Annotated in this window: 19 protein-coding genes; 14 read left to right on the forward strand and 5 right to left on the reverse strand. The window is 70.0% G+C overall.

Features of this window, described 5'->3' with window-relative positions; all coding sequences use genetic code 11:
- The first annotated feature begins 153 nt into the window (after positions 1-153).
- From otnK to SD455_RS05650, 9 genes are all read left to right on the forward strand, one after another.
- Complete coding sequence (gene otnK / locus SD455_RS05610) at positions 154-1,590, forward strand: 3-oxo-tetronate kinase (RefSeq protein ID WP_445507483.1); 1,437 nt, start codon at positions 154-156, stop codon at positions 1,588-1,590.
- Position 1,591: 1 nt separating this feature from the next.
- On the forward strand, positions 1,592-2,383 hold the full coding sequence (gene otnI, locus SD455_RS05615; protein WP_445507484.1) for a 2-oxo-tetronate isomerase: 792 nt from the start codon (positions 1,592-1,594) through the stop codon (positions 2,381-2,383).
- On the forward strand, positions 2,380-3,168 hold the full coding sequence (locus SD455_RS05620) for a DeoR/GlpR family DNA-binding transcription regulator (protein WP_445507485.1): 789 nt from the start codon (positions 2,380-2,382) through the stop codon (positions 3,166-3,168). Before otnI ends, SD455_RS05620 begins: the two co-directional genes overlap by 4 nt.
- A 62-nt stretch (positions 3,169-3,230) precedes the next feature.
- Complete coding sequence (gene denD / locus SD455_RS05625; protein WP_070159193.1) at positions 3,231-4,190, forward strand: D-erythronate dehydrogenase; 960 nt, start codon at positions 3,231-3,233, stop codon at positions 4,188-4,190.
- Between the two features lie 78 nt (positions 4,191-4,268).
- On the forward strand, positions 4,269-5,669 hold the full coding sequence (locus SD455_RS05630; RefSeq protein WP_070159192.1) for a GntP family permease: 1,401 nt from the start codon (positions 4,269-4,271) through the stop codon (positions 5,667-5,669).
- 34 nt (positions 5,670-5,703) lie between these two features.
- On the forward strand, positions 5,704-6,321 hold the full coding sequence (otnC, locus tag SD455_RS05635) for a 3-oxo-tetronate 4-phosphate decarboxylase (RefSeq protein ID WP_311025237.1): 618 nt from the start codon (positions 5,704-5,706) through the stop codon (positions 6,319-6,321).
- Between the two features lie 151 nt (positions 6,322-6,472).
- Positions 6,473-7,264, forward strand: coding sequence for an SGNH/GDSL hydrolase family protein (locus tag SD455_RS05640; protein WP_445507486.1), 792 nt, complete (start codon positions 6,473-6,475; stop codon positions 7,262-7,264).
- Between the two features lie 114 nt (positions 7,265-7,378).
- Complete coding sequence (locus SD455_RS05645; RefSeq protein ID WP_070159189.1) at positions 7,379-7,882, forward strand: hypothetical protein; 504 nt, start codon at positions 7,379-7,381, stop codon at positions 7,880-7,882.
- A complete protein-coding gene (locus tag SD455_RS05650) occupies positions 7,875-9,440 on the forward strand; it encodes a multicopper oxidase family protein (RefSeq protein ID WP_445507487.1) in 1,566 nt (521 codons plus the stop codon). The genes SD455_RS05645 and SD455_RS05650 overlap by 8 nt, the downstream gene beginning before the upstream one ends.
- Before the next feature lie 18 nt (positions 9,441-9,458).
- Here SD455_RS05650 and SD455_RS05655 read toward each other — a convergent pair whose 3' ends face one another.
- Positions 9,459-10,931, reverse strand: coding sequence for a peptide MFS transporter (locus tag SD455_RS05655; protein ID WP_445507488.1), 1,473 nt, complete (start codon positions 10,929-10,931; stop codon positions 9,459-9,461).
- 213 nt (positions 10,932-11,144) lie between these two features.
- Complete coding sequence (locus SD455_RS05660; RefSeq protein ID WP_445507489.1) at positions 11,145-12,407, reverse strand: aspartate aminotransferase family protein; 1,263 nt, start codon at positions 12,405-12,407, stop codon at positions 11,145-11,147.
- A 216-nt stretch (positions 12,408-12,623) separates the two neighbouring features.
- Here SD455_RS05660 and SD455_RS05665 point away from each other — a divergent pair, with 216 nt between their 5' ends.
- From SD455_RS05665 to SD455_RS05685, 5 genes are all read left to right on the forward strand, one after another.
- Positions 12,624-14,114 (forward strand): NAD-dependent succinate-semialdehyde dehydrogenase, encoded by a 1,491-nt coding sequence (locus tag SD455_RS05665; protein WP_445507490.1) that lies wholly within the window; start codon positions 12,624-12,626, stop codon positions 14,112-14,114.
- Between the two features lie 322 nt (positions 14,115-14,436).
- Positions 14,437-16,296 carry a molecular chaperone DnaK gene (dnaK, locus tag SD455_RS05670; RefSeq protein WP_070159185.1) on the forward strand — a complete coding sequence of 620 codons (1,860 nt, stop codon included), beginning with the start codon at positions 14,437-14,439 and terminating at the stop codon, positions 16,294-16,296.
- Positions 16,297-16,309: 13 nt separating this feature from the next.
- Positions 16,310-17,104, forward strand: coding sequence for a nucleotide exchange factor GrpE (locus tag SD455_RS05675; protein WP_445507491.1), 795 nt, complete (start codon positions 16,310-16,312; stop codon positions 17,102-17,104).
- Positions 17,105-17,271: 167 nt separating this feature from the next.
- The gene (locus tag SD455_RS05680) at positions 17,272-18,237 is read left to right on the forward strand and encodes a DnaJ C-terminal domain-containing protein (RefSeq protein ID WP_445507492.1); all 966 of its coding nucleotides are present in this window, start codon (positions 17,272-17,274) and stop codon (positions 18,235-18,237) included.
- Between the two features lie 129 nt (positions 18,238-18,366).
- On the forward strand, positions 18,367-18,795 hold the full coding sequence (locus tag SD455_RS05685) for a heat shock protein transcriptional repressor HspR (protein ID WP_311025303.1): 429 nt from the start codon (positions 18,367-18,369) through the stop codon (positions 18,793-18,795).
- Positions 18,796-18,889: 94 nt separating this feature from the next.
- Here the strand turns inward: SD455_RS05685 and SD455_RS05690 are convergent, their stop codons facing one another.
- From SD455_RS05690 to SD455_RS05700, 3 genes are all read right to left on the reverse strand, one after another.
- Positions 18,890-20,170 (reverse strand): M20/M25/M40 family metallo-hydrolase, encoded by a 1,281-nt coding sequence (locus SD455_RS05690; protein ID WP_445507493.1) that lies wholly within the window; start codon positions 20,168-20,170, stop codon positions 18,890-18,892.
- Between the two features lie 10 nt (positions 20,171-20,180).
- A complete protein-coding gene (locus SD455_RS05695; RefSeq protein WP_170922610.1) occupies positions 20,181-21,824 on the reverse strand; it encodes an AbgT family transporter in 1,644 nt (547 codons plus the stop codon).
- A 210-nt stretch (positions 21,825-22,034) separates the two neighbouring features.
- Entirely contained in the window at positions 22,035-24,227 is a 2,193-nt protein-coding gene (locus SD455_RS05700) for a BCCT family transporter (protein WP_445507494.1), read from the reverse strand.
- Positions 24,228-24,323: the final 96 nt, after the last annotated feature.

The following is a 24,323-nucleotide window of genomic DNA, read 5'->3' on the forward strand; positions in this document are numbered from 1 at the left end:
ATGGTGGGCGTGATCCGCTTCACAGGACGGCACCCATGATGTTAGCGTATGTGAACCCAGCGTGCGAGGTTCACAGATCGCAACATCCGGTGTCCGCCGAGGCGGCGCCGCGGAGTTCACCAGAGAGCAGAGTTCACCAGAGAGGGGCGCAGGATGCCGCTTCGACTCGGCGTCATCGCCGATGACTTCACCGGCGCGACCGACATCGCCGGCTTCCTTGTGGCCGCCGGGCTGCGCACCGTTCAGCTGAATGGGCCTCTGCAGCTCAACGAACCTCTGCAGCTCAACAGTCCTGTCCAGCCCGACGGGTCGATCCGGGCCCAGACCCCGCAGGACGCGCACGGCTCGGCGGCGGATCTCGCCGCCGCCCTCGGGCTGCCGGCCGACGTCGATGCGGTGGTCATCAGTCTGAAGTCGCGGTCCATCCCGGCGTCCGAGGCCGTCGCGCAGAGCCTGGACGCGTGCCGTCTGCTGGAGGCTCTGGGAGCCGAGCGGATCCAGTTCAAGTACTGTTCCACCTTCGACTCCACCGCGGAGGGCAATATCGGTCCGGCCACGGACGCGCTGCTCGATCACCTGGGGGAGGACCTCACCGTGCTGGTGCCGGCCCTGCCCGTCAACGGACGCACCGTCTACCAGGGGAATCTCTTCGTCCACCACCAGCCGCTGCACGAGTCCGGCATGCGCGACCATCCGGTGACGCCGATGCGGGACTCTGATCTCCTGCGGCTGATGGAGGCGCAGAGCGCCGGGCGTGCGGTGAAGGTGCCGCATGCCGTCGTCGCCCGCGGAGCCGCGGCGGTCCGTGAGGCGCTGCAGGAGGCCCGGGTCGACGGGGCCCGGTATGCGGTGATCGACACGATCGACATGGATCAGCTGGACATCATCGGGGCGGCCGTCCGGGATCTCCGATTCGTGACCGGCGGGTCCGGGATCGGCTCGGGCCTGGCCCGCAGCCTCACTGGCGCGGCGTCCGGAGTGTCTGGTGGCGGCTCCGGTGGCACGGAGGCCTGGGGCTTCACCGGCGGCGCCGCCGTGGTGCTCTCCGGGTCCTGCTCGGAGATGACCAACCGGCAGGTCGAGGCCTACTGCGCGCAGGCGCCGAGTCGAGCGGTCGATGTCGACCAGGTCATCGCCCGCGGCGCGGAGTACGCCGCGGAGACCGCCGCCTGGGTGCGGCAGACCCAGCACGACGCCGAGACTGCCCCGCTGGTCTACGCCACCGCCCCTCCGGAGGAGGTGCGCGCCTGGCAGGACCGCCACGGAGCCGCCCGGGTCTCCGCCGCCGTCGAAGAGTTCTTCGGCCGTGTGGCCGCCGCCGCGCGCGAGGCTGGCACCACCCGGTTCATCGCCGCCGGTGGGGAGACCTCGGGGGCCGTCACCCAGGCGCTGGGCGTGGACGGCTTCGAGGTCGGCCCGCAGATCGCCCCGGGCGTGCCGTGGACGCGGACGCTCGCGGACGGCCCGGACCGTCTCGACCTCGCGCTGAAATCCGGAAACTTCGGGGACGAGGACTTCTTCGCCGCAGCTCAGCGGATGGTTCCCGCGACCGCCGCTGACCCCACCCCTGACACTGCCTCCGGGAGTTGACATGACCCGCTTCGCCGCCAATCTGAGCATGCTGTTCACCGAGCTGCCCTTCCTGGACCGTTTCCAGGCGGCCGCCGACGCCGGCTTCACCGGCGTGGAGTACTTGTTCCCCTACGACCACGACGCCGCCGTCGTCGCCGCGGCCCGCCGCGCCGCGGGCGTGGAGCAGGTGCTGTTCAACATGCCTCCGGGCGACTGGTCCGTCGGAGAGCGCGGCCTGGCGACCCTGCCCGGGCGGGAGGAGGAGTTCCGCGCCGGCGTGGAGACCGCCCTGCAGTACGCACAGGCCCTCGGCTGCGGCCGGCTGCACGTCATGGCCGGGGTTCCCGGAACGGATGCGGGGTCTGCACAGCAGATCCGTGAGCGGTACGTGGCCCGTCTGCGGTACGCCGCGGAGCAGGCCGCCGCCCACGGGGTCACCGTGCTCGTCGAGCCCATCAACACCCGTGACATGCCCGGCTATCACCTGGATTTGGTGGAGCTGGCCCGGGAGATGATCGCCGAGATCGACCACCCCGCGGTGGCCCTCCAGCTGGATCTCTACCACGCGCAGATCATCCAGGGTGACCTGTCCGAGCTCATCCGGGCCACGGCGGACATCACCGCGCACGTGCAGATCGCCTCGGTGCCGGACCGCCACGAGCCCGACGGAGGGGAGCTGGACCTGCAGCACCTGCTGGGCGTGCTGGACGAGGTCGGCTACACCGGGTGGATCGGAGCGGAGTACCGGCCCGCCGGAGAGACCACAGCCGGGCTCGGCTGGCTCCACCGGTTCCAGGGGGAGGCCCGATGATTCCCGACGAACGCCGCCGTCGCCTCCTGCACCTGGTCGAGGAGGAGGGCTCGGCCAGCATCGCCGCGCTGACCCAGACGCTCGGGGTCTCCCATATGACGGTGCGCCGGGACATCCGGCGCCTGGAGGAGGCCGGGCGGCTCGTCTCCGTGGACGGCGGGGTCGCCCTGCCCTCGCGCATCGCCCTGGACGCGACCCACCAGACCAAGCTCGGACTCCGGCCCGCGGAGAAGGAGGCCATCGCGGCGCGAGCCGCCGTCTTGGTCGGCGCGGGCGACGTCGTCTACCTCGATGCCGGGACCACCATGCTCGCCCTGGCGCGCCGACTGGTCCGGATGGCCGCCGACGGCGCCGCCGGTCCGGGCGACATCATCACCAACGACCTGGCCGTGGCCGCCGCCGCGGGGGAGCACCCGCAGGCCCGGGTCCATGTGCTGGGCGGCCAGCTCGACAGCGCCAACCTCTCCACGCAGGGCCCTGTGACGGCCGCGGAGATCGACGGCTACAACATCGACATCGCCTTCGTCTCCGCCTCCTCCTTCGACCTGCGGGGACTCTCGGTCCCCTCGGATGCGAAGACCGTGGTCAAGCGCGCGCTGGTGGAGAACGCCGCCCACAGCTACCTGGTCACCGACAGCAGCAAGTACGGCCGGGTCGCCGCCTTCAAGGCCGTGCCCCTCGGCGCCTTCGACGGCCTCGTCTCCGACCCTGAGCTTCCCGAGGCCGCCCGGGAGCGTGCCCGCGATCTCGGCGTGGACCTGCTGCTGACCGACCCGCCCCACTGACCGACCCGCCCCCACTGATCGACCCGCCCCCACTGATCGACCCGCCTTTGAAAGGACCACCCATGAAAGCCCTCGTCACCGGAGGGGCCGGCTTCCTCGGAAGCCGTGTCATCACCGCCCTGCTGGAAGCTCACGACGCCGGCCACCTCGCCGTCGAGGTGGACGAGGTCGTCTCCCTGGACCTCGCCGAATGCCCCGTCGACGATCCGCGCGTGCGCTCCGTGGTGGGCGACGTCGGGGATCCCGAGACCTTGGCCCAGCTGGTCGACGCCGAGACCTCGGTGATCTACCACCTGGCCGCGGTGCTCTCCGGCGGCTCGGAGGACGACGTCGACCTCGCCCTGGAGGTCAACGTCGACGCCACCCGGAACCTGCTGGAGGCCGCCCGCGCTGTCGGCACCGCCCCGCGGTTCGTGTTCACCAGCTCCATCGCCGTCTTCGGCGGGGAGATGCCCGACGTCGTCCCCGAGACTCAGGGGGTGCAGCCCGAGTCCACCTACGGGGCCACCAAGGGGATCGGGGAGCTGCTGGTCAACGAGTACTCCCGCCGCGGCTTCGTGGATGCCCGCATCTGCCGTCTGCCCACCATCTCGGTGCGACCCGGTCGGCCGAACACCGCCGTGTCCTCCTTCGCCAGCGGCATCATCCGCGAGCCGCTCCAGGGTGAGGAGGCGGTGTGCCCGGTGCCGCGGGACACCCGGCTGTGGCTGTCCTCCCCGGACACGGTGGTGGCGAACCTGGTGCACGCCGCCCGGCTGAACCCCGAGCACCTGCCTGCCTGGCGGGTGCTGAACCTGCCCGGGGTGACCGTCACGGTCGCCGAGATGCTGGACGCCCTCGAAGCGGTCGGCGGTGCTGAGGCCCTGGCCCGGGTCTCCCATGAGCACGACGAGCGGATCAGCCGCATCGTGCGCTCCTGGCCCGGAGCCTTCGACGTGGACCGGGTCCTGGCGCTGGGCTTCCGCCCCGACGCCAGCTTCGAGGACGCCGTGCGGCAGTATCACGCCGAGTTCGTCGACTAGATCGAGGCAGCCGAGTCCATCGGCTGAGAACAGGACTCCGTCCCGGTCCCGGGACGGTCGTGTGTCAAGGAGGACACCATGACAGAAGAAGCTGCAGGTCTCACGGAGATCACCGCCGTCGTCGGCCTCGCCGCCGCCGTCGCGCTGCTGATCTTCCTGGTGCTGCGGACCAAGGTGCACGCGGTGCTGGCCCTGGTCATCGCGGCCTCGATCGCCGGGCTGGCCGCGGGGATGGCCCCGGCCGCCGTCGTGGAGGCGATCACCACCGGATTCGGTGCGACCCTGTCGACCATCGGTCTGGTGATCGGACTGGGCGTGATGATGGGCCGGGTGCTGGAGGCCTCCGGCGCGGCCGAGAAGCTCGCCGTGACGCTGATCCGCTGGCTGGGGCGCAAGCGAGAGGAATGGGCGCTCGCCGGGGCCGGGTTCATCATCTCGATCCCGATCTTCGTGGACAGCGCCTTCGTGATCCTCACCCCGCTGGTGAAGTCGTTGAGCCGCACGTCCGGGCGGTCTCTGCTGACCCTGGGCATCGCGCTCGCCGGCGGCCTGACCGTCACCCACCACGCGGTGCCGCCCACGCCGGGGCCCCTGGGCGCGGCCGGGATCTTCGGCGTCGGCGTCGGGGAGATGATCCTCTGGGGTGCGATCCTGACCATCCCCTCGCTGCTGTGCGTGGTGATCTACGCGAAGGTCATGGGTCCGCGCATCGAGGCGATGATCGAGGCCGACACGGGGGACAGGCTCTCCCCGAAGGAGGCGTTCGCGGAGTTCGAGGAGCGTGCCGCCGAGCGGGAGAAGGAGCTGCCCTCGCTGGCCATCTCGGTGATGCCGATCTTCGCGCCGATCATCCTGATCTTCCTCAACACGTTCTCCACCAACCTCACCGAGGCCGAGGTCATCTCGCTGCCGGACTGGTTCGTGCAGACGGCGGCCTTCTTCGGCAACCCGGTGATCGCGCTGCTGATCGGTGTGCTCATCGCCATCTATGGTCTGACCCGCGGCCAGGACCGACAGGGCACCATCGCGGACCTGGAGAAGGGCGTGGAGTCGGCCGGCATCATCCTGCTGGTCACCGGTGCCGGTGGTGCCCTCGGGGCGGTGCTGCGCGAGTCCGGCACGGGCGACGCGATCGGCCAGTGGGCGGCCGGGCTGGCGCTGCCGGCGGTGCTGATCCCCTTCGTCATCGCCACGCTGGTGCGCGCCATCCAGGGATCCGGGACGGTCGCGATCATCACCGCCGCCTCCATCTCGGCGCCGATCATGGCCCCCATGGATGTGAATATGGTGCTGGCCGCTCAGGCCGCCTGCCTGGGGTCCATGTTCTTCAGCTACTTCAATGACAGCATGTTCTGGGTGGTCAACCGTATGCTCGGCGTCACGAATGCCAAGCACCAGATGCTCACCTGGTCGGTCCCGACGACGATCGCCTGGGGCGTCAGCCTGGTCACCCTGCTGACGGTGAGCGTCTTCGCATGATGACTGAACCGCATCGAGAAGGAAGGACCAGTGCGTGAGTGACTCTGAGCTGCGTCGACAGCTGGTGGAGATCGGAGCCAGCCTGTTCGACAGGGGGTTCTCCGTGGGCAGCGCGGGGAATCTGAGCGTGCGCACGGCCGATGGGTTCCTCATGACGCCCACCAACTCATCCCTGGGGCGGCTGAGCGTGGATGAGCTGGCGGAGCTGGACCACCAGTGGCGGCATGTGGGAGGGCCGCGGCCCTCCAAGGAGGTGGTCATGCACCGGGCGATCTATGAGACGCGCCCCGAGGCGCAGGCCGTGGTGCATCTGCACTCCACCTATGTGACGGCGGTCAGCTGCCTGGCCGAGGACGGCCCGGCGATCCCGGCACTGACGCCGTACTTCGTGATGCGGGTCGGGCGCGAGGTGCCCATGGTGCCGTACTACCGTCCCGGATCGGCCGAGGTGGACGCGGAGCTGCGCGCCGCGGCGTCCCAGGGGCCCGCCGTGATCCTGGCCAACCACGGGTCCATCGTGGCGGGGGAGACGCTGGAGTCGGCGTCGAACGCGGCCGAGGAGCTGGAGGTCTCCGCCCAGCTGGCCTTCCTGGTCAAGGACCGGCAGGTCCGGCCGCTGACCGAGGAGCAGATCCGAGAGCTGCTGGACTGAGCTCGGCTGCGGCTCATCGATCGGGGGATTCCTCGTGGTCCCAGGCCCGGACCAGCCCTGGGACCACGAGGAATCCCCCGATGGATGCTGCAGAGCGCGGCGCGCGATAGTGTGATGGGTGGTGTCCCATCGTCTTCCGAGGAGCTCGTGCATGTCAGCGTCAGATGAACTCGACGGCCCGTTCGAGAAGCGGTTCGTGGCCCTGGGCGATTCGTTCACCGAGGGTGTCGGGGACATCGACCCCTCCAGCCCCAATGACTGCCGGGGATGGGCTGACCGGGTCGCCGCCCAGCTGATCGCCAACGACTCCTCCTGGGGGTACGCCAACCTGGCGATCCGTGGCAAGAAGCTCACGCAGGTCATCGAGGAGCAGCTCGAGGCAGCCCTGGTCATGGAGCCGACCCTGGTGACCCTCTACGCCGGGGGGAACGACATCCTGCGGCCCGCGGTCAACATCGACGGGCTCATGGCCAGGTACCGCCTCGCGGCGCAGAAGCTGGTCGACACCGGGGCCCGGGTGGTGCTGTTCACCGGATTCGACTCCGCCAAGGCGCCCCTGTTCAACATGACGCGCGGGCGCACGGCCATCTACAACGAGCACGTCCGCAAGATCGCCGACGACTTCGACACAGACCTGGTGGACTTCTGGCACATGAAGCAGTTCCAGGACTGGCGCTACTGGGACGTGGACCGCATGCACCTGGGCATCGCCGGGCACACCGAGATGGCCAAGCAGGTCCTGGAGGTCCTCGGCGAGACCGATGAGATCGAGGACCCCGAGATCGACGAGCTGCCGCCCCAGACGCTGGTGGAGCGGACGGTGGACCACGTCAGCTGGGGCCGGGAGCACCTGCTCCCGTGGGTGAAGCGTCGGGTGACCGGCCGCTCCTCCGGCGATGACATGTCCCCGAAGTACCCGGAGCTGACGTCCCGCGTGTGGTGACCCCCTGCCGAGGAGTCCGGGCATCGTGTCCGGGTCTCCTCAGGGTCGTCTCCGGGTTCCCTGTCGCCCGGAGGCGATGTCCTCCCGCCTGCGCCGGCGCCTAGCGTCGGAGGTATGGAAAGACATGACTCGGGCGGGCCGCGCGGCGGCCTCGCCCTGACCCTGCGGTGGCTGTTCTCCGCCGTCGTGATCCTGCACGCGCTGATGGTGCTGGCCCAGCCGTTCCTGGCCGGCGGATCCCTGGACGGCCACGCCGTGCCGCTGCTGGCCCACGCCGCCGTCGGCGGCACCCTGATCCTGGTCTCCATGGTGCTGGTGGTGCTGGGCGTCCTGGCCTGGATGCCGGGCGGAGGCAGCGCCTGGGCGCCCGTGATGGCCCTGGGGCTGGTGATCCTGGAGATCGCACAGGTCGCGCTCGGACACCTGCACCTGCTGAGCATCCACGTGCCGTTGGGCGTGGTCATCACGTTGCTGGCCGCTGGGCTGTGCCTGGTGGCGCTGCGAAGGCCGCGTCCCCGCTCCCGGCGCACCCGGACCACCCTTCCCGCCCGGCACGACGTCGACCCGGTGAGCCACCCCCTGGCCCGCCCGGTCCCGACGGGAGGTCCCCATGGTTGAGATGGACCGTCGCCACCTGCTGCGGTGGGGAGCCGCCGGCGGGGGCACCGTGGCGCTGGCCGTCGTCGCGAGCCTCTTCGGCTGCGGGTTCGCGGAGATCCGCACCCCGCGCAGCACCGCCGGCCAGGTGGACTTCCGGAACCCGCTGCACATCCCACCGTTGGCGGAGCCTGTGATCGATGAGCAGAGCGACGACGGCGCTCACCGGATCTTCGAGCTCACTGCGCAGACCGGAAGCTCGCAGATCGTGGATGCCGGGCCCACCGAGACATGGGGGATCGACGGCGACCACCTGGGTCCGACCCTGCGGGCGAGCCGCGGCGACACCGTGGAGATCCGGTTCGCCAACGCGCTGCCGGAGGCCACCAGTCTGCACTGGCACGGTATGCGCCTGCCGGCGGAGGCCGACGGCGGCCCACACCAGATGGTGGAGCCCGGTCAGACCTGGGAGCCGTCCTGGCGCATCGACCAGCCGGCGGCCACCCTCTGGTACCACCCGCATCCGCATGGGCAGACGGAGGCTCACGTGCACCGGGGGATCGCGGGGATGTTCATCCTCGACGACGACGAGGAGCAGGCGCTGGACCTGCCGCGGGAGTACGGGGTCGATGACGTGCCGCTGATCCTCCAGGACCGCAGCTTCGACTCCCGGGGCCGACTGGTGGAGAGCGGGCGCCGGAACAACGGCATGCTCGGAGACACCGTGCTGGTCAACGGGACGGCGGAGCCCGTCCTGGACGTCACGGCTGCGCGCACCCGGCTGCGGGTCCTCAACGGCTCGGGGGCGCGCAGCTACGCCGTCGGGTTCGCCGACGGAAGGCCCATGACGATGATCGCCTCCGACGGCGGCCTGCTTCCGGCTCCGGTGGAGCTGGACAGAGTCACTCTGACTCCTGGGGAGCGTGCCGAGATCCTGGTGGACATGGAGCCCGGGGAGGAGGCGGTGCTGCGCTCCTTCCCGCAGGAGCTGGGCATCACCCGGGGCATGGCCGACACCACGGGGTCCCGGGATGAGCTGGATCTGCTGCTGCTGCGTGCCGCGGCGACGCTGCGCCCGGCACCGCCGATGCCGGAGCGTCTGGTCCCGCTGGAGTCGTTGGAGGAGCGCGAGGCGGGCACCGTGCGCGGCTTCGAGCTGCGCACCAATCGGATCAACGGGCGGCTGATGGACATGGACCGGATCGACGAGGTCGTCACGGCCGGGAGCACCGAGATCTGGGAGGTGTGGAACAGCCACGGCCAGCCGCACAACTTCCACGTCCACGACGTCCAGTTCCAGGTGCTCACCGTGGGCGGGCAGGCCCCGCCGCCCGAGCTGGCCGGCTGGAAGGACACGGTCTACCTGCCGCCGCACGAGCCGCTGCGGCTGATCATGCGTTTCGGTGAGCACACCAGCACCGAGGTCCCGTACATGTACCACTGCCATCTCCTCTGGCATGAGGACCAGGGCATGATGGGCCAGTTCGTGGTGGTGGACCCCGGAGATGAGGACGACGTCGACGTCGCGCCGCGACTGGATCAGCCGGACCTCGGCTCCGCTGAGGAGCACGGGCACTGAGGTTGCGCGAGGGGCGCCTCAGCGCACCCCGCGCATGAGCTTCACCAGCTTCGGTGAGGCCACGGCCAAGGCGACGCCCAGCACGACGCACACCCCGCCCAGGGTGATGAAGTAGGCGACCTCCTGGCCTGCGGTGTAGAAGCCGGCCAGGATGCCCGCCAGCGTGGTGCCCAGGGCGATGGACAGGTAGAACAGCGCCAGCATCTGGGTGGTGAACGCCACCGGGGCCAGCTTGGTGGCCACGGACAGGCCGATGGGACTGATCAGCAGCTCCGCCCAGGTGACCAGCAGCAGGATGCCGCCCAGCGCCAGCAGCGGGGTCCGCTCCAGGGACTCCAGAGGGATGAACAGCAGATAGGCGATGCCGATCACCACCAGCGCGCCGCCGAACTTCAGCGGAGTGGAGGGCTGCCGGTCTCCCATCGTCGTCCACAGGGCCGCGAAGACTGCGGCGAAGAGGATGATGAACAGCGGGTTGATGGACTGCACCCAGCTGGCGGGCATCTCCCAGCCGAAGATGCTGCGGTCCAGGCGCTGCTCCGAGTACACGGCGATGAAGGTGAACTGCTGCTGGAACAGGGCGAAGAATGCGGTGGAGGCGATGAACAGCGGGATGAAGGCGACCACGCGGCTGCGCTCGTCGCGGTCGACCTTCGGAGAGGTCAGCAGCACCACGAAGTAGACCACCGCGGCCACGATCACCACCCCGGCGATCACCGTGGCCAGGTTGGCCGCGGTGAGCACGCCGGTGGCAAAGAGCCCGGAGATCAGCACGACGGCGGCCAGCGCGCCGAAGCCGTACCGGCGGCGCAGCGCGGCGGGCAGCGGATTGACCACCGCATGGGCGGAGTCCGGGAGCCGGCGGCGGCCCCGCGTGTAGACCACCAGACCGATGACCATACCGACCGCGGCGGCGCCGAAGCCCCAGTGGAAGCCGATGCGGTCCTGCAGCAGCCCGGAGAGCAGCGGGCCGATGAGCCCGCCGATGTTCACCCCCATGTAGAAGATGGAGAACCCGGCGTCGCGGCGCGGGTCCTCGCGGGTGTAGAGGGTGCCCACCAGGGAGCCGGCGGCGGCCTTCACCCCGCCCGAGCCCACGGCGACGCAGACGAGTCCGACGGCGAGCCCGGCCGCGCCGGGCAGCACGGCCAGGGCGATGTGGCCGATCATCACCAGCACCGCCGAATGGAACAGTGTGCGCTCGGCACCGATCAGTCGATCCGCGATCCACGCGGTGAGGATGGTGGAGAGGTAGACGGAGCCGCCGTAGGCGCCCACGAGACTCAGGGCCAGGCCCTGGTCGATCCCCAGGCCGCCGTCGGCGACCGAGAAGTACATGTAATAGGCGAGGATGCCCTGCATCCCGTAGAAGGAGAAGCGCTCCCACAGCTCGACCGAGAACAGGTTGAACAGCATCCGCGGATGCCCGAAGAACGACTTCCCCTCATCCGCCGCAGGGACCGGCGACGGGTTCTGATGAATGGTGGTCATTTTTCCCATGGAATCGCATGCTGAGCTAAAGCGCTAATCCGGACGTTTCCTGGATGCTCGCTCGCCAGGGGTGATGTCGGCACGATCGCAGGTCAGAGGCGATCAGGAGGGGGTGGACGGCGCGACGGCGTGACGTGCGAGACAGCTGTGGCCGGCCTCGTCACCCGAGGCCGGCCACAGCTGCTGCGTGGGGGAGAGGCAGGGGGGATGTGCTCAGCCGAGCACGGCGGCCAGGGTCTCCTCCCAGAGGCCCAGGGCCTCGTCCACCTCGGCCTCGGTGACCACCAGCGCGGGGATGAGGCGCACGTTCTGCCCGTACATGCCGTTGTTCAGCAGCAGCAGGCCGCGCCGGGCGGCCTCCTGCTGGACCGCGGCCGACGTCGCCCCGTCCGGCTCGCCGTCGGCGTCGACGAACTCCACGGCCAGCATCAGGCCGAGTCCCGTCACCCCGGCCACCTGGGAGTGCTGCTCACCGATCCGCTCCAGTCCGGCGCGCAGCTGGGCGCCGCGGGCGGCGGCGTTGTCCACCAGCCCCTCCTTCTGGATGACCTCCAGGGTGGCGGCGGCTGCGGCGCAGGCGACCGCGTTCGCCCCGTAGGTTCCGCCCTGGGAGCCCGGGCGGGCCTTGGCCATGAGCTCTTCGGAGGCGGCGATGCCGGAGATCGGGAAGCCGGAGGCGATGCCCTTGGCGAACATCATGATGTCTGGGGAGACGCCGAAGTGGTCCTGGCCCCAGAATTCGCCGGTGCGGCCGAAGCCGGTCTGCACCTCGTCGAGGATCAGCAGGATGCCGTGTTCGTCGGCCCGCTGGCGCAGGCCCTCGAAGAACCGGCGGTTCCCCGGGACGTAGCCGCCCTCGCCGAGCACCGGCTCCACCAGGAACGCCGCGGTGTCCGCGGGTGCCGACTGGGTCTGCAGCACCAGGTCCAGCTCCCGCAGCGCGAAGTCCGTGGCCTGCTCCTCGTCGAAGCCGTAGGCGCGGTAGTGCGTCGGGTTGGGGAAGGGGGAGACCACCACGCCGGGCATCAGCGGCGAGAAGCCGGCCTTGAACTTGGTGCCGGAGGTGGTCAGTGAGGCCGCGGCGACGGTTCGCCCGTGGAAGCCGCCCTGGAACACCACCATGTTCGGCCGTCCCGTGGCCTGGCGGGCCAGGCGCAGTGCTGCCTCCGCGGCCTCGGAGCCGGAGTTGGCGAAGAACAGGGAGTCCAGCCCCGCCGGCAGCACCTCGCCGAGGCGTTCGGTGAGACGCTGCAGCGGCTCGTGCATGATCGTTGTGTACTGGCCGTGGATGAGCTTCCCGACCTGGGCCTGCGCGGCCTCCACCACCTTCGGGTGGCAGTGGCCCGTGCTGGTCACCCCGATGCCGGCGGTGAAGTCCAGATGGCGCCTGCCCTCGGCGTCGTAGAGGTTCACGCCTTCGCCGTGGGTCGCCACCACGGGGGTCGCCTGCTTCAGGAGGGGGGAGAGAGCCGTCACCGGTGCACCTCATTCTGATTGTTGACAATCCGTCCGTGGCCTAGGCTACTCGGTGGGGGTGCGGATGTCAGCCCGTGGCCGGGATGGCCATGGTCGGCGTCGTCGCACCCGTGACCGGCCCCGCGGGGCGGGCGTATCGTGAGCACCACGTCGAGAGACCACGTGTGAGGCCAGGCGAGAGGCCTGGCTGCAGATCTAGCGTGAGAAGGAGTCCAGATGACAGGCACCACCGCTGAGACCGTGACATCGCACCGGGAGGCCGACGTGGTCGCCCAGGCGCCGAAGCAGCTGTTCATCGACGGCCAGTGGGTCGACGCCCGGGGAGGGCGCACGCTCGACGTCGTCGACCCCTCCACCGGGGAGGTGCTGTGCGCCGTCGCGGACGCCAGTGAGGAGGATGGCTGGGACGCGCTGAAGGCCGCCGAGCGGGCGCAGGCCGAGCTGGCCGCGCTGCCCCCGCGCAAGAGGGCCGACATCCTCATGCGCGCCTTCGAGCTGATGCATGAGCGCATCGACGACCTGGCCCTGCTGATGACCCTGGAGATGGGCAAGCCGCTGGCCGAGGCCAAGGGGGAGGTCGCCTACGCCGCCGAGTTCTTCCGACACTTCGCCGAGGAGGCCACCCGCATCGATGGCGGCTACCAGACCGCCCCCGCCGGCGGCTCGCGCTTCCTGGTGACCCGCCAGCCGGTGGGGCCCTCGATCCTCATCACCCCGTGGAACTTCCCTCTGGCGATGGGTGCACGGAAGATCGGGCCCGCGATCGCGGCTGGCTGCACCTCAGTGACCAAGCCCGCCGCCCAGACGCCGCTGTCCATGCTGGCGCTGGGTGAGATCCTCTCCGAGGCCGGCGCTCCGGCTGGCTCGGTGAACATCCTGGCGACCTCCACCTCCGGGAAGGTCATGGAGCCGCTGATCCGCTCCGGCATCGCCCGGAAGCTCTCCTTCACGGGCTCCACCTCGGTGGGGCGGACGCTGTTGGAGCAGTGCGCGGGCCGGGTCCTGCGGACCTCCATGGAGCTCGGCGGAAACGCTGCGTTCGTGGTCTTCGAGGACGGGGACCTGGATAAGGCCGTCGACGGCGCCATGCTGGCCAAGATGCGCAACTCGGGCGAAGCCTGCACGGCGGCCAACCGGATCTTCGTCCACCGCAGCGTGATCGAGGAGTTCGGCCGCCTGCTCACCGAGCGGATGTCCGAGCTGACGGTCGGCCGCGGTGTCGACGACGGCGTGAAGGTCGGTCCGATGATCGATGCGAACCAGCGGGACAAGGTCGACGAGCTGGTCCAGGACGCGATCTCCGGCGGCGCACGTGTGCTCACCGGGGCCGAGGCGCTCGACGGCGGCGGGTTCTTCTACCGGCCCACTGTGCTCACCGACGTCCCGGAGTCCGCGCGGATGCGGGACGAGGAGATCTTCGGGCCCGTGGCGGCGCTGACTCCCTTCGACAGCGAGGAGGAGGTCGTCGCCGCGGTCAACTCCACTGAGTACGGCCTGGTCAACTACGTCTACACCGAGTCCCTGCGGCGCGGGCTGCGCGTGGCGGAGTCGGTGGAGTCCGGCATGGTCGGGCTCAACCAGGGCGTGGTGTCCAACCCGGCGGCACCCTTCGGCGGGGTCAAGGAGTCCGGGCTGGGCCGCGAGGGCGGGCCCACCGGCATCGACGAGTTCCTGGAGACCAAGCTCATCGGCATCGCGATGGACTGATCGGATCCCATCACCGCCTCGAGTGGCGGATTCACTGCGGCTGTCGGGCGCGATCGGCGATCCAGCAGCAGTGGATCCGCCACTCGACGTGTGACGGGGGCGTGGATCGGGGCCGAGGGTGTGGAGCCGCGTCGAGAGGGGCTCGCCGTCGTCGGGAATGGATGCCGCAGCACCTCTGTTGGACAGGACATGAAAAGTTGAGTCGAGTCGACTCAAGTCAGTTTGACACCACGATTCCCGAGGTGGAGACTTGAGCCTGGTTCACTCAAGCAGACCTGCGCTCCACCCCGGAGCGACACCGTCCATCGAAGGGAGTCCCCTCATGTCCCGTGCAGTCGGCATCGACCTCGGAACCACCAACTCCGTCGTCGCCGTCCTCGAAGGTGGCGAGCCCACCGTCATCGCCAACGCCGAGGGCGCCCGCACCACCCCGTCCGTCGTCGCCTTCTCCAAGGACGACGAGGTCCTCGTCGGCGAGATCGCCCGCCGTCAGGCCGTCAACAACCCGGACCGCACCATCGCTTCCGTCAAGCGCCACATGGGCACTGACTGGAAGAAGGAGATCGGGGAGAAGACCTACACCCCGCAGGAGATCTCCGCCCGCACGCTGATGAAGCTCAAGCACGACGCCGAGTCCTACCTGGGCGAGGACGTCACCGAGGCCGTCATCACCGTGCCCGCCTACTTCAACGATGCCGAGCGCCAGGCCACCAAGGAGGCCGGCGAGATCGCGGGCCTGAAGGTCTCCCGCATCGTCAACGAGCCCACCGCCGCCGCGCTGGCCTACGGTCTGGACAAGGGCAAGGAGGACGAGCTCATCCTCGTCTTCGACCTCGGAGGCGGAACATTCGACGTCTCGCTGCTCGAGGTCGGCAAGGATGAGGACGACTTCTCCACCATCCAGGTGCGCGCCACCGCCGGTGACAACCGCCTCGGCGGCGACGACTGGGACCAGCGGATCATCGACTGGCTGGTCCAGCAGGTCAAGAGCAAGGAGGGTGTGGACCTCTCCAAGGACAAGATCGCCGTGCCGCGTCTGAAGGACGCCGCCGAGCAGGCGAAGAAGGAACTGTCCTCGGCCACGTCCACCGACATCAACCTGCAGTACGCCGCCATGACTGAGAACGGCCCGGTGCACGTCAACGAGACGCTGTCCCGCGCGAAGTTCCAGGACATGACCTCGGACCTGCTGGACCGGACCAAGAAGCCGTTCCAGGACGTCATCACCGAGGCCGGCGTGAAGGTCTCCGAGATCGACCACGTCATCCTGGTCGGCGGCTCCACCCGTATGCCCGCCGTGGCGGACCTGGTCAAGGAGCTCTCCGGCAAGGACGCCAACAAGGGCGTCAACCCGGACGAGGTCGTCGCCGTGGGTGCGGCCCTGCAGGCCGGTGTGCTCGCCGGTGAGCGCAAGGACGTGCTGCTCATCGACGTCACCCCGCTGTCCCTGGGCATCGAGACCAAGGGCGGTGTGATGACCAAGCTCATCGAACGCAACACCGCGATCCCGACCAAGCGCTCCGAGGTGTTCTCCACCGCCGAGGACAACCAGCCCTCGGTGGCCGTCCAGGTCTTCCAGGGCGAGCGCGAGTTCACCCGGGACAACAAGGCCCTGGGCACCTTCGAGCTGACCGGCATCGCCCCGGCTCCGCGCGGTGTGCCGCAGATCGAGGTCACCTTCGACATCGACGCCAACGGCATCGTCCACGTCTCCGCCAAGGACAAGGGCACCGGCACCGAGCAGTCCATGACCATCACGGGCGGCACCTCCCTGGACAAGGAGGACATCGACCGCATGGTGGCCGACGCCGAGGCCCACGCCGAGGAGGACAAGAAGCGTCGCGAGGCCGCCGAGCAGCGCAACGCCGCCGAGACCACCGCGTACTCGGTGGACAAGCTGATCAAGGACAACGAGGACAAGCTCCCCGCCGAGGTCAAGGACGAGGTCCAGGCCGACGTCGACGCCCTGAAGAAGGCGCTCGAGGGCGAGGACAACGACGACGAGATCAAGTCCGCCTTCGAGAAGCTGCAGGCCTCCCAGACCAAGCTGGGCGAGGCGCTGTACTCGCAGGCCGGTGCTGACGCCGCCACCGACGGCGCGCCCGCCGGCGACGCCTCCGGCGAGGACGAGGACATCGTCGACGCCGAGGTGGTCGACGAGGACGCCGACGAGAAGAAGTGAGAGGTCGTCCCTGATGGCAGAGCAGGACCAGAACCCGGAGCGGGACGGCGTGGACCGTCCTGAGTCCGAGGAACCGATCCGCTTCACCGACAAGCGCCGGATCGACCCGGAGACGGGCCGGCCGCGCCACGTGGAGGGAGAGACCGGCGCCGAGGAGAAGGAAGCCGCTGCGGGCTCCGGCACAGCACCGGCAGACCCGGTGCAGGACCCGCTGGCCCAGGCCGAGCAGATCCTGCGCGACCTGCCGGCCGAGGATGCCGAGGACTCCGAGGCCGGGGATCCGGTGAGCGTCGCCGACGCAGCCGGAACCCCCGACCCCGGTGCGGATCCCCTGGTGGCTGAGGAGCCGGAGCTTGAGGAGGTCCCCGCGGACCAGTCGAGCGCCGGTGACCGCGAGGCCGAGCTGCAGGCCGACCTGCAGCGTCTCCAGGCGGAGTACGTCAACTACCGGCGCCGCGTGGAGCGGGACCGGGCCGTGGAGCGGGACCGCACCGTCGGTCACGTCATCACCGGCCTGATGCCGGTGCTGGACGACATCCACGCCGCCCGGCAGGCCGGTGACCTGGCCGACGGGCCCTTCGCGGCCATCGCCGCGAAACTGGAGTCGCTGCTGCAGCAGCAGGGCCTCGAGCGCATCGACGAAGAAGGCGTGCCCTTCGACCCGTCGGTCCACGAGGCGCTCATGCAGCAGCCGCACCCGGAGATCCCCGCCGACCACGTGGCCGCGGTGCTGCGGGCGGGCTACCGCCACGGCGACCGTGTGCTGCGCGCGGCCCAGGTGATGGTCTCCACCGGCCCGGCCGAGTGAGCCGAGCCTGACTCTCCGTGCCGACGGCCCGCACCGGGCCGTCGGCACGGATCGGCCGACGCCGTCGTCGCGGAGCGTCGCAGCCCACGACGTCGGCACACAGACAGCGCACCACGCACAGGCCCCGCCCGGCGGGGTCGCAGAAGAGAAGCAGGGAGGGAGGCGCCGTGGCCTCGCAGGATTGGATCAACAAGGACTTCTACGCCATCCTGGGCGTCTCCAAGGACGCGTCCGAGGACGAGATCAAGAAGGCCTACCGGAAGCTCGCCCGGACGTACCACCCGGACAAGAACCCGGGGGACGAGGCCGCTGAGCAGAAGTTCAAGGACGTCTCCGAGGCCCACACCGTGCTCTCCGACAAGCAGCAGAGGGAGCAGTACGACGCCATCCGGGCCATGGGCTCGGGCGCCCGCTTCTCCGGAGCCCCGGGCGGCGCCGGCGGCGCCTCCGGATTCGAGGACATCTTCGGCGGGCTCTTCGGCGACGCCGGCGGCTTCGGCCGCGGGGGTCGAGGCGGCCCCGACTTCTCCGACATCTTCGGTGGCATGGGCGGCCGGTTCGGCGGCGGCTTCGGCGGGGGCGCGCCGGCCAAGGGCGCCGACCGCACCGCGAAGACCACCATCTCCTTCGCCGGGGCCGTCCGCGGCACCACGGTGGGGCTGCGCGAACCGGACGGCAACGTCATCGACGTCCGGATCCCCGCCGGGGTGAAGGAGGGCCAGAAGGTCCGCGTCAAGGGAAAGGGCCAGCAGGGACCCGGCGGCGCCGGCGACCTGCTGGTGGAGGTGGCGATCACCCCGCACCGGTTCTACGAGCGCGACGGTGACGACATCCGCATCCACCTTCCCGTCTCCTTCGACGAGGCCGTGCTGGGCACCACCGTCCAAGTGCCCACCGTGCACGGGGAGAAGGTGCGGATCAAGGTCCCCGCCGGCACCACCTCGGGCCGCACCCTTCGGCTGAAGGGGCACGGGGTCCGCCGGAAGTCCCACCAGGGGGACATGCTCGTCGTCGTGGACGTGCAGGTGCCCCAGGACCTCTCCGAGGAGGCGGTGGAGGCCGTGAAGGCCTACGCGGAGGCGACTCGCGACGTCGACCCCCGCGGCGACCTGGAGGTCCGGGCCGCCCTGTGACCGGGCCCGCCGCTGCGGGATGATGGAGAGACGAGACCGACCCGCCCCAGCGCGGCCGGGCGGGAACGGAAGAGGTGAGCAGCAGTGGCCAGGAGACGTCGCTCCGAGATCGGCGGGGAGGACCCGCGGCTGATCGAGGCGGAGCACCGGCATGCTCCGCTGTTCGTCATCTCCGTGGCCGCCGAGCTGGCGGACATGCACCCGCAGACGCTGCGCCAGTACGACCGCATCGGCCTGGTCACCCCGCGGCGCCAGGGCGGCCGGCACCGTCGGTACTCGCCCTATGACATCGAACAGCTCCGGCAGATCCAGCAGCTCTCCCAGGAGGGCGTCTCCCTGGAGGGCATCCGGCGGATCATCGAGCTGCAGAACCGGGTGGAGGAGCTCGAGGAGACCGTGGAGGAGCTGCGCTACGAACTCCGCGAGGCTGAACGGCACTCCACCAAGCCACGGGTCTTCGCCGTCGGCCCGCACGGCGACGTGGTCACGGTGGCCCGAGGCCGCCGGGCCCGCACCAGCACCCAGGCGCTGGTGCTCTGGGACCCGCGCCGCCGCTGACCGGGTGTGTTGCCCGAGCATCCGCCCCGCACACCCGCCCCGCACACTCTGTCCCGCACACCCCGTCGAGCGGTGATCTGTGCGTCAGGAGGGGTCAGGGGCGGGCGGCGACGTCGGCGAGCAGTCCCGCCAGCAGCGCCGTCTGCGGCGCGATCTCCGAGACCAGGATGTGCTCATGGACCGCATGCGGCCCTTCGCCGACGGCACCGAGGCCGTCGAGGACCGGTAGCCCCAGGGCGGAGACGAAGTTCGCGTCGGAGGCTCCGCCCACCGCGGCCGGGGTGATCCTCCGCCCCAGACCTGCGGCCAGGCGCTCCACCCGGGCCATGGCGGCCCGGGAGGCCGGGGTCGGATTCATCGGGGGCCGATTGGCATCCACCGCGATCTCCAGTAGCAGCCGAGGGTCGGCGGCATGGGGCTCCGGCAGCCGCAGGGCGCGCAGACCCTCGGCCACCCGGTCCTGCTCGGCCGCTTCGGTCACGCGCACATCCACCTGGCAGGTGGCCTGACCGGCCACCACATTGCGGCTGGTGCCCCCGTGGAAGGTGCCCACGGTGACGGTGGTCCCGTGATCCGGGGAGGCCAGGGCGACGATGTCGGGCACGACGGCGGCCAGCGCGTGCACCGCACTGGCCCCCTTCTCCGGCTCCAACCCGGCATGGGCCTGCACGCCGTGCACGGTCAGGTCCGCGAAGACCATGCCCTTGCGGCGGTCCTTGGGCTGACCGGCCGCACTGGGCTCCGGCACCAGTGTCAGCGCGGACTGCGCCGCGGCGGCCTCGATCGCCGGGCGCCCCGCGGTCGAACCGATCTCCTCATCGCCGGTGAGCAGCAGCCGCAGCGGGGCATGCGGCACTCCGAGCTCGCGCAGCGCACGCACCGCCCAGAGGGTCTGGACGATGCCGAACTTCATGTCCAGCACGCCCGGGCCGGTGAGGCGGTCGCCCTCGGCGGTCAGGGGCCAGCCGGTGATCGTGCCGGCTGGCCAGACTGTGTCGTAGTGGCACACCGAGAGCACGGAGCTCTCCAGCTCCGTGATCTCGCCGCCGTCGACGTCGCGTCCCGGCCACCGCAGATCCAGCACGTCGCCGTGGACGCCGCCGTCGGTGCGGGCCTCGGCCAGGGGTTCGCCGAGTCGTTCCACCGCCAGGGTGCGGATCTCCTCCAGCCCGGCGTCGAGCAGCGCCTTGTCATGGCTGGGCGTCTCCGCGTGCACGATGCGCCGCAGGTCCTCCAGGAGCTGCTCCTGGTGGGCGGCGGCGTGGTTCCGCAGCGCCGGCATCGGGATGCCGGCCACGGCGTCGGGGCGGGCAGACGTCGTCGGGGTGCTCTCCATCGGGGTCCTCTCCATCGGGGTCCTGTCTCTCCTGGTCATGGTCGTCTCCTCAGCGCACCGGCACTCCGGGCCCGAGCGGGATCCCGAGGGCCCACCACAGCACGAAGAACAGGAACCAGGCGCACAGCAGCGCCACGGAGACCGGCAGCGTCAGGGACACCAGGGTGCCGATGCCGGCCTTCGGGTAGTACCGCTGCAGATACCCCAGCACCAGGGCGAAGTAGGGGCTCATCGGGGAGATGATGTTGGTGGGGGAGTCCCCGATGCGGAACAGCATCTGAGTGACCTCCGGGGAGGTGCCCACCAGCATGAGCATGGGCACCAGGACCGGGGCCATGAGGGTGTACTGCGCGGACCCCGAGGTGATGGTCAGGTTGAACAGCGCGACCAGCAGCACGACGCCGGCGAACATCACCACCACGGGCAGGTCCAACCGCTCCAGCAGGTGGGCGCCCTCGATGGCCAGCACCATCCCGATGTTCGACCAGCTGAAGTAGGCGATGAACTGGGCGGCCGCGAAGAACAGCACCACCACGCCGGAGAGCTCCTTGATGGAGCGTCCCATCAGCTCCGGGATGTCCCGCGGGCGGGTGATGGTGCCAGCTGCGACCCCGTAGGTGATGCCCACCGCCAGGAAGGCCAGCGCGATCGGCACGGCGATGTCGGTCAGCAGCGGGGAGTCGAGCACGTCCCCGCTCTCGGCCTGGAACGGCGAGCCGGGCAGCAGGAGCAGGGAGAAGTACACCGCCAGGAAGCCTGCCAGCGCCAGCAGGGACGCGCGCAGCGCCGCAACCTCTCGGCGGGTGTAGGTCAGCAGGGAGACCTCATCGGTGATCGCCTCGCCGCGGCCGCCGTCGTCAAGGTCCCTGCCAGCCGCCAGCACGGCGGTGGCCGCTCCGCCGGTGGCGTCCTCCTCGTGCTTCATCCGCTCGGTCATCCGGACCAGCAGCAGCTCGGTGACCAGCGTGACCACCAGGGCGAGCACCACGGCGGAGGCCGCGGAGAAGAAGTAGTTGGCCACCGGGGAGACCACATGGTCCGGGTCGATCAGCTGGGCCGCCGAGGTCGAGATCCCGGCCAGCAGGGGATCGCTGGCGGTGATCAGCAGGGACGCGTTGTAGCCCGCGGAGGCCGAGCCGAAGGCGACGACGGCGCCCAGCACCGCGGAGCGGCCGCTGGCCTTGAACGCCGCGGCCGCCAACGGGATCAGGATGACGTAGATGGCGTCCGAGGCCACGGATCCGGTCACTCCGGCCAGGGCGACGGTGAAGGTCAACCAACGGCGCGAGACCCGGGAGACCACCACCCGGATGGCCGCGCTGATCAGACCCGATCCCTCAGCCACTGCGACGCCCAGCATCACGGTGATGATCAGACCCAGCGGCGGGAACGTCACGAAGTTCTCCACCGCATCGGTGACCATGCGCTGGAAGCCCTCCGGTGTGAGCAGGCTCTGCACGGCGATCTGCTCGCCGTCGGCCGGGTTCTCCGCACCCACTCCCAGGGCCTCCAGGATGGCGGAGAGCACTACCACGACCACCGCGAGGATGATGAACAGCCAGAACGGGTGTGGCAGCAGGTTGCCGATGCGTTCGACGACCCGCAGCGCCCGGACCAGGAACCCGGGGCGATCGCCGGCGCTGCGCGATCTGCGGGAGCGGCGGGTCGGGGTGACGGTGCTGGGCTCTGACATGGCGATTCCCTTCCGCCGGCCCCGGGGTCCAGGGGCCTTCCGGCGTGACGACCTTGCAGATCGCGCCAGTCTAGTCAGAAGGTGGTGATTCGGTAAACGAACTATCTCTGCCTGTGGTGGGCCCTCCGGTGGGGAATTCCTCGAGGTCGCCGCGCAGATCAGCGCGATGCACCTCGAGGAACTCCCCACCGGATGCCTGAGTCGCCGAGCTCAGCGCTGCGGCGCCGGGTCCTCCTCGGGCTCGACGGCCTCGGAGCTGGCCGTGCCGCCGTCGCCCTCGGCGCCGTTCGGAGCCTGACCGTCGCTCGCTGCCTCGGCTGAGACCACCGGGATCGAGGAGGTCGCCAACGACGTCGCCGGGGAGTAGTTCTCCATGTCCCCGTGCCAGTCCTCGTCCTCCTCCGGCGTCCAGCCGTCCTCCCACGTCCCGGTGGTGAAGTCGTAGCCGATCGGGTCGCCGTTCTCGTCGGTGCGCTGGTACCACTCGGTGTACATGTCGTCCTCCGAATCCACCCCGGCGCCGGCGCCCAGCCCCGGCTCGGTGGGTGCCACCTGCAGGGTGAAGTCGTCGCCGTAGCGGTCGACGCCGTCGATCACCGCATCCCGCAGCGCCTTCTCCGCGTACTTGGTGCGCAGGGCCCGCGGGTCGGTGCGCACGTCGCGCAGCCACGCGATCATGATCAGCAGCATGATCACGGCGAAGGGCACCGCCGTGACCGTCACCAGGGACTGCAGCCCCTGCAGGGCGGTGTCCCCGCCGGTGAGCAGCATGACGACGGCGACGCCGGTCATCACCAGTCCCCAGAAGACCACCACGGACTTCCGCGGGTTCAGGTCGCCGCGGGTGGAGAAGATGCCCATCACCACGGAGGCGGAGTCGGCGGAGGTGATGAAGAAGATCGCCAGCACCACCATGATGACCGCCGGCAGCCACTCCACATACGGCAGGTGGTCGATGATCGTGAACAGCACCTCGGCGGCGGGCATCTCGTCGTTGAAGCCCTCCAGGCCCTCCCGGTACATCCAGATGGAGGTTCCGCCCATGATCCCGTAGGCCACGAACAGCAGGGAGCTGGGGATCAGGATGACGCCCAGGATGAACTGGCGGATGGTGCGACCCCGGGAGATGCGGGCGATGAAGACCCCGACGAAGGGCGACCAGGAGATCCACCAGGCCCAGTAGAACACCGTCCAGGCGGACTGGAAGTCCATGGTCTCCTGACCCCAGGAGGCCGAGCGGCCCATCATCTCGAACAGGGAGCCGAAGTACTCCACGAAGGAGGAGGGCACCAGGTTCAGCAGGAAGAGGGTGGGGCCGAGGAGGAACACCAGCGAGATGATGCCGATGGTCAGCACGATGTTGATGTTGGACAGGTAACGGATGCCTCGGGCGACCCCGGAGACCGCGGAGAGCACGAAGCCGACGGTCAGCAGCGCGATGACGATGATCAGCAGCGTGTTGGTGACCTCGGCGCCGGAGACGATGGTCCACCCCTGGCCGATCTGCATGGCCGCGATGCCGAGCGAGGCGGCGGTGCCGAACAGGGTGGCGATGATCGCGAAGATGTCGATCAGCTTCCCGGCCAGGCCCTCGGTCTGGCTCTGCCCGAAGAGGTTGCGGAAGATCGAGGACATCAGGGGCACGCGGCCGCGGCGGTAGGCCGCATAGGCGACGGCGCCGCCCACCAGGGCGTACATGGCCCAGGCGTGCACGCCCCAGTGGTAGTAGGTCTGTGCCATGGCGCCGTGCAGCGCCTCGACCGTCTCAGCCTCATTGGTCAGCGGGGCCGGCGAGTGGAAGTAGGTCAGCGGCTCCGAAGGGCCGAAGAACAGCACTCCGATGCCGATGCCCGCGGCGAAGAGCATGGCGGTCCAGGAGAACGTGGAGAACTCGGGCTTCTCCCCGTCCTTGCCCAGCGGGATCCGTCCGTACTTGGAGAAGGCCAGGCACAGCAGGAAGATCAGCACCACGATGGCGACCACGTTGAACAGCCAGCCCAGGTTCTCCATGGTCCAGCCGAACGTGTTCCCGGCGACCTCGGCCACGTGGGACGGGCTGCTCACGCCCCAGATCACGAAGGCCACGGTCAGCAGGCCGGCGATCAGGAACACCACCCGGTCCACCGAGTACCGGCGCCGCTGCTCGTCGATGCCGATGCCTGGCACCAGCGCCGGGTGGATGTTGTGCGGGTATTCCCCCTGGGAATAGACGTTCAGCCGGTGCAGCGCGGCCCCGGCCTTCCGGGTGGCGGCTCCGGCGGCCACGGCGGCCTTCGGCGTCGGGGAGCGGCGGGCCTCGCTGGATGAGGCGTCGGCGCCGCTCCCGGACTCCTGTGCGGGCGCGCCGTCGTCGGGCTGGGACTCGCCGTCGCGGCGAGGATGGGGTGGCTGAGAGTCAGCCATGCTGATCACACCTTGTCTCTCGGGTACAGGTCTCGTCTCGCGGAAAGGTCTGGTCGGGCCGTGGTGCCGTGGTGCCGTGGTGCCGTGGTGCCGTGG

The sequence above is a fragment of the Nesterenkonia sp. K-15-9-6 genome, assembly GCF_052656005.1.

Bases quoted from the DNA above. Each gene is read 5' to 3' on its own strand.
- SD455_RS05640 (WP_445507486.1), top strand. From the start codon at position 6,473: ATGTCAGCGTCAGATGAACTCGACGGCCCGTTCGAGAAGCGGTTCGTG.
- SD455_RS05695 (WP_170922610.1), bottom strand. From the start codon at position 21,824: ATGTCAGAGCCCAGCACCGTCACCCCGACCCGCCGCTCCCGCAGATCG.
- SD455_RS05665 (WP_445507490.1), top strand. From the start codon at position 12,624: ATGACAGGCACCACCGCTGAGACCGTGACATCGCACCGGGAGGCCGAC.
- SD455_RS05675 (WP_445507491.1), top strand. From the start codon at position 16,310: ATGGCAGAGCAGGACCAGAACCCGGAGCGGGACGGCGTGGACCGTCCT.
- denD (WP_070159193.1), top strand. From the start codon at position 3,231: ATGAAAGCCCTCGTCACCGGAGGGGCCGGCTTCCTCGGAAGCCGTGTC.
- otnI (WP_445507484.1), top strand. From the start codon at position 1,592: ATGACCCGCTTCGCCGCCAATCTGAGCATGCTGTTCACCGAGCTGCCC.
- otnK (WP_445507483.1), top strand. From the start codon at position 154: ATGCCGCTTCGACTCGGCGTCATCGCCGATGACTTCACCGGCGCGACC.
- SD455_RS05620 (WP_445507485.1), top strand. From the start codon at position 2,380: ATGATTCCCGACGAACGCCGCCGTCGCCTCCTGCACCTGGTCGAGGAG.
- SD455_RS05690 (WP_445507493.1), bottom strand. From the start codon at position 20,170: ATGACCAGGAGAGACAGGACCCCGATGGAGAGGACCCCGATGGAGAGC.
- SD455_RS05650 (WP_445507487.1), top strand. From the start codon at position 7,875: ATGGTTGAGATGGACCGTCGCCACCTGCTGCGGTGGGGAGCCGCCGGC.
- dnaK (WP_070159185.1), top strand. From the start codon at position 14,437: ATGTCCCGTGCAGTCGGCATCGACCTCGGAACCACCAACTCCGTCGTC.
- SD455_RS05630 (WP_070159192.1), top strand. From the start codon at position 4,269: ATGACAGAAGAAGCTGCAGGTCTCACGGAGATCACCGCCGTCGTCGGC.
- SD455_RS05655 (WP_445507488.1), bottom strand. From the start codon at position 10,931: ATGACCACCATTCATCAGAACCCGTCGCCGGTCCCTGCGGCGGATGAG.
- SD455_RS05700 (WP_445507494.1), bottom strand. From the start codon at position 24,227: ATGGCTGACTCTCAGCCACCCCATCCTCGCCGCGACGGCGAGTCCCAG.
- SD455_RS05645 (WP_070159189.1), top strand. From the start codon at position 7,379: ATGGAAAGACATGACTCGGGCGGGCCGCGCGGCGGCCTCGCCCTGACC.